The organism is Marilutibacter chinensis (assembly GCF_021725675.1).
Classification (GTDB): Bacteria; Pseudomonadota; Gammaproteobacteria; order Xanthomonadales; family Xanthomonadaceae; genus Marilutibacter; species Marilutibacter chinensis.
Genome location: NZ_JAKJPO010000026.1, coordinates 1 through 10,285, shown reverse-complemented (window position 1 = coordinate 10,285; position 10,285 = coordinate 1). Strand labels below are relative to the sequence as shown.

General features: G+C 68.3%; 3 protein-coding genes and 2 pseudogenes. All 5 read right to left on the bottom strand.

Features of this window, described 5'->3' with window-relative positions:
- Positions 1-5,094, bottom strand: a 5,094-nt coding sequence (locus L3V18_RS19090; protein ID WP_237057050.1) for a non-ribosomal peptide synthetase, incomplete at its 3' end; no start/stop codon positions are given.
- Positions 5,091-5,732, bottom strand: coding sequence for an AMP-binding enzyme (locus L3V18_RS19525; RefSeq protein ID WP_425493561.1), 642 nt, complete (start codon positions 5,730-5,732; stop codon positions 5,091-5,093). The genes L3V18_RS19090 and L3V18_RS19525, both read right to left, overlap by 4 nt.
- Positions 5,709-6,980, bottom strand: a pseudogene (locus tag L3V18_RS19520) (amino acid adenylation domain-containing protein); the annotation flags it as partial. The pseudogene L3V18_RS19520 and the gene L3V18_RS19525, both read right to left, overlap by 24 nt.
- Positions 6,981-7,013: 33 nt before the next feature.
- Positions 7,014-8,471 (bottom strand): annotated as a pseudogene (locus L3V18_RS19515) (condensation domain-containing protein); the annotation flags it as partial.
- The coding region (locus tag L3V18_RS19080; protein ID WP_237057046.1) for a non-ribosomal peptide synthetase at positions 8,464-10,285 on the bottom strand (1,822 nt) is incomplete at its 5' end. The gene L3V18_RS19080 and the pseudogene L3V18_RS19515, both read right to left, overlap by 8 nt.

The following is a 10,285-nucleotide window of genomic DNA, read 5'->3' as shown; positions in this document are numbered from 1 at the left end:
GTCGTCGGGGCCGACCCCCAGCGCAATCAGGCGGTGCGCGAGCCGGTTGGCGCGCGCGTCCAGCTCGGCGTAGCTCAGCGACACTCCGTCGTGGCGCACCGCCTCCGCGTCGGGGTGGGTGCGCGCCTGGGCCTCGAACAGCGCATGTGCGGTGCGGTCGTGGGACCAGTCCGGACGCGACGACTGGAACCCCACGAGCACCTGCCCGCGCTCCTCCGCCGGCAGGATCGGCAGCGACGACAGCGGCGCGCTACCGCCTGCCTCCAGCGAGGCCACCAGTGCGGTCATCGCCGTTTCCATGTATGCCACCACGCACGGGCCATCGATTCCCGGCGCGCTGAGCACGGTGAGACCGAAACCCTGGCCGCGATCCTCGACCGACATGGTCAGCGGATAGTTGTTGCGCGCATCGCCTGCGATCAGGCGCATGCCATCCCATGCGATGTCGTCGCCGGCTTCGCGCCGATCGCGCTCGCGCTGATTGCGGTAGTTCATCAGCGCGGTGAAAAGGGGCAGCGGCGGCTCGACCGCGCTGCACTGCTGGGCCAGCGCCAACGATGCCTGCTCGTGCTCGAACAGTTCGCTCATCCGCGCGTAGGCATCCCGGACCGCTTCGATCGTGGTGAACCCATCCAGGCGGAGGCGAAGCGGCAGAGTGTTGAGGAACATGCCGACCACGCGGTCGGCGCCGTCGGCTCCGCCCAGGCGACCGGACAGCACGGTACCGAACACCACATCCCCACGCCCGCTGCAACGTCCCAGCACCTGCGCCCAGGCCACATGAAACAGGGTCGACGGTGTTACCGCGGCGGCACGGGCGGCAGCTCGAATCCGTGCAGCCAGCGACGGCTCGAACTCGAATCTCGATTCCGCGCAATGCAGGCCGTCGAACCGCATGTCCAGCGCTCCCAACGGCGCGGTCGGCTCATCGACATCTCCCAGCATCTTGCGAAAGTAGGCTTCGTGCGCGGCATCAGAACCGGACAGAACGTCAAGATGGGCAATGAAATTTCGATAGGGCACCGGTGGAGGCAGCAGATCGGCACGACCGCCGAGGATCGCACCGGCTTCCTTCAGCATCAGCTGCTTGGAGTAGTTGTCCTCGACGATATGATGGATGAGGATCGCAAGGAGCCAACGATCGTTGGCGCTGTCGCGCGCCACAAAGGCGGCCAGCAGCGGTGCGCGATTGAGATCGAGACGCACCTTGCGCGTATCGGTCTGTGCGAGCAGCTGCGCCTCGACCGGCTCGTCCGCAGCCAATGCGAGCTCGTGCACCGGCAACGGCGCCCGGCGATGCACGACCTGCACCGGGCGCGACAAGCCCTTCCAGTGCACCGCGCTGCGCAGGATGTCGTGGCGCTCGATGACCTGCTGCAGGGCATCGACGAATGCATCCAGTCGCTCGCGCCCGTCGAACTCGATCACCGAGCGCAGCAGATAGGTGTCGCCTGTCTGCTCCTGTTCGAGCAGATGATGGAAGAGGATGCCTTCCTGCAGCGGGGCGAGCGGATAGATGTCCTGGATGTTCGACACGCCGCCGGCCACGCCGGATACGATGCCGTCGATCTCTTCCTGGCTCAGCGATACCAGCGGAAGCAATTCCGGCGTGATCGCGATCGTGTCGGGGGTGATCGGATTCGGGGGAACCACCACCTCCGCCCGCGCCGCCTTCTGTCCCATCCGGGTCGCCAGCGCGGCCAGCACGGGGGTAGAGAAGACGCTGCGTACGTCGACATCGAGGCCCTGGTGCCGCAGTCGTTCGATCATTCCGATCACCAGCAACGAGTGTCCGCCCAGCTCGAAGAAATGATCCTGGCGCCCCACCCGCTCCAGACCGAGCAGGTCGCACCATATCGCGGCAATGCGGGTTTCGATGTCGCCCACCGGCGCCTCGTACGCGCGCGCAGCCAACGCCGCGGCATCAGGCGCCGGCAAAGCGTTCCGGTCCAGCTTGCCGTTGGGCGTCAGCGGCAACGACTCCAGGCGCACGAATGCCGACGGAATCATGTACTCGGCCAGTTCCATGGACAGCCGCTCGCGCAGCGCTCCCGCCGAAACATCGCCCGCCAGTACCACGTAGGCCACCAGGCGCTTGTCTCCCGGCACATCCTCACGCGCGATCACCACCGCCTCGCGGACGCCGTCGCACGCCGCCAGCTTGGCCTCGATCTCTCCCAGCTCGATGCGGAAGCCGCGGATCTTCACCTGGAAATCGTTTCGCCCGAGGTACTCCAGGCCGCCATCCGGCAGCCAGCGTACGAGATCGCCGGTCCGGTACATCCGCGCGCCCGGCTCCTGCGAGAACGGATCGGGCAGGAACCGCTCCGAGGTCAACTGATCCCGGTTGAGGTAACCCCGGGCCACGCCCGCGCCCGATACGTACAACTCGCCGATTACGCCCACCGGCACCGGCTCATGATCGGTATCCAGCACGTACAATCGCAGGTCCGGGATCGCGCAGCCGATCACGCTGCCATGCGCCTGTTCGATGTCCTGCTCGGTGATCCGGCGGTAGGTCGCATGCACGGTGATCTCGGTGATCCCGTACATGTTGATCAACCGGGTCCGCTCCGCGCCGTTGCGCGCCACCCATGGCGCCAGCGTGTGCAGTTCCAGCGCCTCGCCGCCGAATATCACCACCCGCAACCCGTGCGCCGCTTCCGTCTGCGCGGGAATCAGCGCTCGGAACGCGCTCGGCGTCTGGTTCAGCACCGTCACCCCTTCGGTGCACAGCAGCTCGTAGAACTCCGACGGCGCCCGCGCCACCAGCTCCGGCACGATCACCAGGCGGCCGCCGTACAGCAGCGCCCCCCATATCTCCCATACCGAGAAATCGAACGCGAACGAATGGAACAGCGTCCAGACGTCCGTTTCACCGAAGCCGAACCAGTGGTCCGTGGCGCCGAACAACCGCGTCACGTGTCCGTGCTCGACCATCACGCCCTTGGGCAATCCGGTGGAACCGGAGGTGTAGATCACGTAGGCCAGGTGTTCTGGTCCCACCTCGACCGACGGCGCCGTGTCCGGCTCGGACGACAGCGATGCATCGTCGATCCGCAGCAGCGGCGCGCCAGCCGATGCCAGCACGCCGATCCGCTGGGGCAGATCGCCGTGCGCGAGCACCGCGACCGGGGTGCTGTCGGCCAGCATGTACTGCAGCCGGTCCGCCGGGTACACCGGATCCAATGGCACATAGCCGCCGCCGGCCTTGAGGATGGCCAGTACGCCCACGATCATGTCGACACCGCGCTCGGCGCAGATCGCCACACGGTCGTCCAGCTGCACGCCGAGCGCGACCAGGCGATTCGCGAGCCGGTTGGCGCGGCGATCGAGCTCACCGTAGCTGAGCGAGGCGCCATCGAAGCGCACGGCAACGGCATCGGGATGGCGCGCGGCACGACGCGCGAACAGGGCGTGCAGGCTCTCGGGGCGGTCGTGGCGCCCGCGTCCGGCACCGAAACCGGACAGAAGCCGAGCGCGCTCCGCTTCCGGCAGCACCGGCAACGAGCGTACAGTGCGCTGCGGCGCCCTCTCGAGCGCATCGACCAGGGCGGTGATCGTGGTCTCGAGGTAGCGCATCATGCGCATGCCATCGATTTCCGCGACCGCCAGCGCGCCGAGTCCGAAACCCGCGCCGCGGTCGTTCACCGACAGGGTCAATGGATAGTTGGTGCGGTCCTTGCCGCCATGCAGGCGGATGCCCTCGAAGATTCCTTCGTCAGCGCCTTCCCCATCATGCGCACCACCGCTGTGGCGATAGTTGAGCAGGGTCGTGAACAGCGGTGCGGGTGCGGTCACGCCGCTGCAGCGTTGCGCCAATGCCAACGGCGCGTGCTCGTGCGCGAGCAGGGCGATCAGGCGCGTGCGGACATCGGCGAGCGCCTCCACGACGTCCAGCCCGGCCAATTGCATCGGGAACGGCAGGGTGTTGATGAACATGCCGACCACGCGACCGGCGTCGACGCCGCCCTGCAGGCGACCTGACAGCACGGTGCCGAACACCACCTCGTCGCGGCCGGTGCAACGGGCCAGCACCTGCGACCAGGCCAGGTGGAACAGTACCGCGGGACTGGCACCGTGGCGTTGCGCGACCGCACGGATGCGCCGGGCCAGTGCATCGTCAAGTTCGATGCGGGTGTCTTCGATGCGCTGCCCCAGGCTGCTGACGTCCAGGATGCCGAACGGCGCAGTGGGTGCGTCGATATGGCCAAGCTGCTGCCGGAAGAAGGCCTCGTGCTCGGCCGACGGCACCGCACGCACGCCAGCGATGAAGTTGCGGTACGGCAAGGGCGCCGGAAGATCGGCTTCGCGCCCGGCAGCGATGGCATGAATCTCGGCCAGCAGCAGATCCATGGTCACGTGGTCGCAGACCATGTGGTGGTTGAGGATGGCAAGCAGCCACTCACCGCTGTCCGGATCCCGGGCCACGTGCGCGGCCAGCAGAGGCGCACGCGACAGGTCGATGCGGATCCGCCGCGGATCGGTGCGCGCCTGCATCTGCGCCAGTGCCGGCGACCCGGCATCGAGCATCATCTCGTGAAGCGGCAGCGCAGCGCGGCGGTGCACGACCTGCACCGGCTGCACCAGGCCCTGCCAGTACACCGCGCTGCGCAGGATGTCGTGTCTGTCGACCACCCGCTGGAGGGCGGCGAGGAAGGCATCGAGTTGCTGGCGCTTCGGAAACACCACGATCGAACGCTGCAGATACGTGTCGCCACCGTCCTCGTCGGCGCTTTCGATCAGATGGTGGAACAGGATGCCTTCCTGGAGGGGCGCCAGCGGGTAGACATCCTGCAGATTGGCCACGCCGCCATGCAGATCGGCCACGATGGCATCGATCTCCTCCTGCGATAGCGACACCAGCGGCAGCATGTCGGGCGTGATGCGTGGGACAACCGGCGCACTCTCCCCGACCGCCACACCGCCATTGGCTTTGCCGAGCGCGATCAGCGCGGGCTTGTGCGCCTTCAGTTCGGCGACGAGTTCGGCCGACAGTGCGCCGCGCAACGCGCGCACCGACAATTCGCCGCCGTCGACATGGATCGCCACGCCGCGCGTGCGCAGTTCCGCGATCAGCTCCTGCAGGGTCATAGCTTGAGTTCCTCGATCTGCGAGGCGTCGGCGGACGCGGCGAACGCATCCGGAATGAGGTTCTCGGGTACCACCGGAACCGGTGCGGCTTCGGCCACGGGCACGAGCTGCGCGGCCATCGCGCTCAGCAAGGGATAGGTGAAGATGGTGCCCGGCTCGATGGAATAGCCGCGCTGTCGCAACCGTTCGATCAGGCCGATCGCCAGCAGCGAATGGCCTCCGAGGGAGAAGAAGTGATCGTTGCGGCCGATACGTTCGGCGTTGAGCAGGTCTTTCCACAGCTCGGCGAGCAGGATCTCGGTCTCCCCGGCCGGCGCTTCGTACACGTCAGCGGAGCCTTGTCCGGCGTCCGGCGCGGGCAGCGCCTTGCGGTCGACCTTGCCGTTGGCGGTAAGCGGCCATGCCTCCACCACCACGATGGCCGCGGGCAGCATGTAGTCGGCGAGTCGACGGGCGAGCGCGGCGCGCAGCGCTCCGGCATCGACCGAAGCGCCTTGCTCGGGCACCACGTAGGCGACCAGGCGCTTGTCGCCTGGGGTGTCCTCGCGCGCCAGGGCCACCGCATCACGCACGCCATTGCACGCGGCCAGGGCCGCCTCTATCTCGCCGAGCTCGATCCTGAAACCGCGCAGCTTCACCTGGAAATCGTTGCGACCCAGGAACTCGAGTTCGCCGTCGGGCAGGCGGCGCGCCAGGTCGCCGGTGCGGTACATGCGCGCACCGAGCTCGGTCGAGAACGGGTCGGCGAGGAAGCGTTCCTCCGTCAGTTCGGGGCGGTTGAAGTAACCGCGCGCGATCTGCGCTCCACCGATGTGGATCTCGCCGGTCACGCCGGGCGGTACCGGTTCGCCGCGCCCATCGAGCAGGTACAGACGCATGTTGGCGGTCGCACGCCCGATCGGCACCGCGCGCGACGACGTCAACGGGGCACCCGCACGACTGGAGAACGTCGAGCAACCGACCACCGTTTCGGTGGGGCCATACTCGTTGACGATCACCGCCCGGGGCAGCACGCGCTCGCGCAGGCGGGCCACGGTGCCCGAGCCGAGCTGTTCGCCGCCGACCACCAGTACATGCGCCGTCGACGACACCGGCGCGGCCGCCAGGCCGGCCAGTGCTTCCAGGTGCGCAGGCGTGAGCTTGAACAGCCATGGCGACGCCGACTCGAACCGCGCGAGCACATGGGCCAACGCTTCCGCCTGGTCCTCGGGCAGCAGCAGCACCGGCAGACCCCGCAGCCAGGGCGACATCAGTGAAGTGACGGTGGCGTCGAAGCTCACCGGGGTGCTGACCACCGCGCCCTGCACCTCGGCTTCTAGATAGCTCGCCTGTGCATGGTGCATATAGTTCACCAGGCTGCGATGCTCGATCATCACGCCCTTGGGGTGACCGGTCGAACCCGAGGTATAGATCATGTACGCCAGGCAGCCGTCGTGCAGCCCGGGCACGACAGGCGCATGCTCGGGCAACGCGGCCGATCCGGACACGACGTCCCCCGGAGCGATGACGACGGCGTCGCCGGCGATTCCACGAACGCGTGGCTCCAGCGCCGCGCACGCGAGCACCGCAGCCGGCGCGCAGTCCTCCAGCATCCAGGCAATGCGCTCGTCTGGACAGGATGGATCGATCGGCACGTATCCGGCTCCCGCCTTGAGCGTGCCGAGCATGGCGACGACCAGGTCGAAGCCCCGCTCGAGACATAACGCGACGCGATCGTCGGGCTTCACGCCAAGCGCGATCAGGCGGTGCGCAAGACGATTGGCGCGCCGGTCCAGTTCGCCATGGTCCAGGGTCTCGCCGGCGAAGATCACCGCCGGTGCGCCGGGGGCGTTTTCGGCGCTGCGTTCAAAGCAGACGTGGGCAAGCAGGCCGGACTCGACGTCCATGCACGGACCGCGGGCTTCGCTCAACAGCGAGTCACGCTCGCTGTCGCGCATCAGCGGGAGCGAGTGGACGCGGGCAGCGTCGTCTCCCGTCATCGCTTCCATCAGGCACAGGAAGTGACCGACATGGCGGACCATCGTCGCGTGGTCGAACAGATCGGTGGCGTAGACGAACGTCCCTTCGAGCGTGTCGCCGAGATCGTACAGGGCCAGCTCCAGATCGAAGTGCGCCGAGTGCGTCGGAGTGTCCATCGCCTCCAGCGTCAGTCCCGGCAACCGCAGCTCCCCGGCGGGCGCATTGCTCAGGGTCAGCATCGACTGGAAGATCGGACTGTGGCTGAGGCTCCGCTCGGGCCGCAGGGTCTCGACCACCTGGTCGAACGGCAAGCCCTGGTGTTCGTAGGCGTCGAGCGTGGTCGCCTTGACCTGCGCAAGAAGCGCGGCGACAGTTGGGTCGCCGTCGAGCGATACACGCAACGGCAACGCGTTGAGGAAAAGCCCGATCAGCGACTCGAGTTCGAGACGGGGACGGTTGGCCACCGAGGTGCCGACCACGACTTGCGGCTGGCGACTGATGCGCGCCAGGAAGGTCGCCCAGCCTGCGAGCAAGGCCATGAACAGGGTGACGCCATGACGCTCGGCCAATGCGCGCACGGCAGCGGTCAGTGCAGGCGTGAAGGCGACGGGCACGCGATCGCCGCGGTAGCTCTGTACTGGAGGACGCGGGCGATCGGTCGGCAGCTCAAGCAGTTCGGGCGCTCCCCTCAGGCGTTCGCGCCAGTGGTCCAGCTGCGACTGCAGCGCATCGCCTTGCAGGTGGTCGCGCTGCCAGGCGGCGTAGTCGGCGTACTGGATCTGCAGCGGCGGCAGCGGATCGTCGCGCCCCTCGACGAAGGCCGTGTAGAGCACGGTCATTTCGCGCACCATCGCACCGACCGACCAGCCGTCGGAGATGATGTGATGCTGCGTCAGCAACAGGGCATGCTCCGCGTCGGCCAGGGCCAGCAGGCGACCGCGGAACAACGGGCCCATGGCCAGGTCTATCGGCGCTCGCGCCTCCTCATCGGCCTGACGCAGCAGCTCGGCCTCGCGCGCGTTCGCGGCAAGCTTGCGCAGATCGCTTTCCTGCAATGCGAAGCCGGTCGTCTCCGGCGCAATCGACTGGATCGGCCCTGCCCCGGTGCTGACGAAGGTGGTGCGCAGGTTCTCATGGCGCGCGACGATGCGGTCGAGCGTCCGTTTCAACGCGTCACGATCCAGCTGTCCCTTCAGGCGCAGGACCGCCCGCATGTGGTACGCCGCGCCCGCCGCGCGGTCGAGCCGGTCGAGGAACCACAAGCGCTGCTGAGCCCACGACAGCGGCAGCGGGGCCGCGCGGTCGGCGCGCGGAATGGCGGCGGGCGCAGCGGCACGTGGCTGCGAACCGATCTTCCTCAAACGTTGCTCGATGATCTTTCTCTTGAGCTCATCCAGCACGCCATCCTGCTCAGCCATTCGCCGACTCCTTCTCCAGCAATTGCCGCAGTTCCTCTTCGGACAGGCCGTCCAGGTCGTCCCGCATTTCCGATGTCACGATCCATTGCGCCTGCACGGCATCGGCCACGGCCGACAGCACCGGCTTCTCGAACAGCTCGCGCAGCGGCAGGTCGACGTCGAAGCGCTCGCGCATGCGCACCACCAGCTGCATCACCAGCAGCGAGTGCCCGCCCAGTTCGAAGAAGTGGTCGTTGCGGCCCACCCGCTCCAGACCCAGCAGGTCCCGCCAGATCCCCGCGATCGCCTCCTCCACCTCACCCACCGGCGCCTCGTACGCGCGCGACACCAGCGCACTGCCGTCCGGCGCCGGCAGCGCCTTGCGGTCCAGCTTCCCGTTCGGCGTCAGCGGCATCGACGCCAGCTGCACGAACGCGCCCGGAATCATGTACTCCGCCAGATCCTTCGACAGCCCCTCTCGCAATCTCCCCACGTCCAGCGTGACCCCATCCTCCGCCACCACGTACGCCACCAGCCGCCGGTCGCCTTCCGCCTCCTCCCGCGCCAGCACCACCGCCTCGCGTACCCCGGCCAGACCCCCCAGCCGCGACTCGATCTCGCCCAGCTCGATCCGGAAACCCCGGACCTTCACCTGGAAGTCGTTGCGCCCCAGATACTCGATCGTCCCGTCCGCCCGCCAGCGCCCCACGTCCCCCGTCCGGTACATGCGCGCACCCGGCTCCTGCGAGAACGGGTCGGCCAGGAACCGCTCCGCCGTCAGCTCAGGACGGCCCAGGTAACCCCGCGCCACCTGCACCCCGCCCAGGTACAGCTCGCCGGGCACCCCCACCGGCACCGGCTCCCGCTGCCCGTCCAGCACGTACACCGGCACGTTCATGACCGGCCTGCCGATCACCGGCCCGCCCGACGCATCCCGGATGCTCGCGATCGTCGCGTCCACCGTGCACTCGGTCGGACCGTACATGTTGTGGAAGTGGATCCGCTGCGACCCCTTCAACGTCTCCCACAGCTTCCCGCCCACCGCTTCGCCGCCCAGGTAGATGCTCGCCGGGCGGTGACCGCTCCCGTCCAGCAGGCCCGCCTCCAACAGCACCTGCAGCTGCGACGGTGTGCTGTCCAGCGCATCGATGCGTTCGCGCTCGATGAACGCCACCATTTCCGCACCGTTCGCCCGGATCGACTGCGGCACCGGCACCACGCAGTGGCCCGACAGCAGCTGCACGATCCCCTTCAGCGACATGTCGAAGGAGAACGCCGCATTCAGCCCCACCCGCGAGTGCGGCGCCAGCGCCGCGTGGGTGGTCTCCCGCATCACCCGCCAGAAGTTCACCAGCGAGCGGTGCTCCACCATCACCCCCTTGGGCTGGCCGGTCGAGCCCGAGGTGTAGATCACGTACGCCAGATGGCGCGGACCCAGCTCCGGCACCTGCGGCGCCGTCGCCGGCTGTTCCGCCAGCGACCCGTCGTCGACCACCACCCGCGGCAGGCCCGTCGACGCCAGCATCGGCAGCGACGCCGCCTCCGCGGCGGCCGTCACCACCGCCTTCGGCGCGCTGTCGGACAGCATGTAGGCCAGCCGGTCCTGCGGATAGGCCGGATCCAGCGGCACGTACCCGCCGCCGGACTTCCACACGCCCAGGATCGCGACCAGCATCGATATCCCGCGATCGACGCAGATCGCGACGCGGTCGTCGGGGCCGACCCCCAGCGCAATCAGGCGGTGCGCGAGCCGGTTGGCGCGCGCGTCCAGCTCGGCGTAGCTCAGCGACACTCCGTCGTGGCGCACCGCCTCCGCGTCGGGGTGGGTGCGCGCC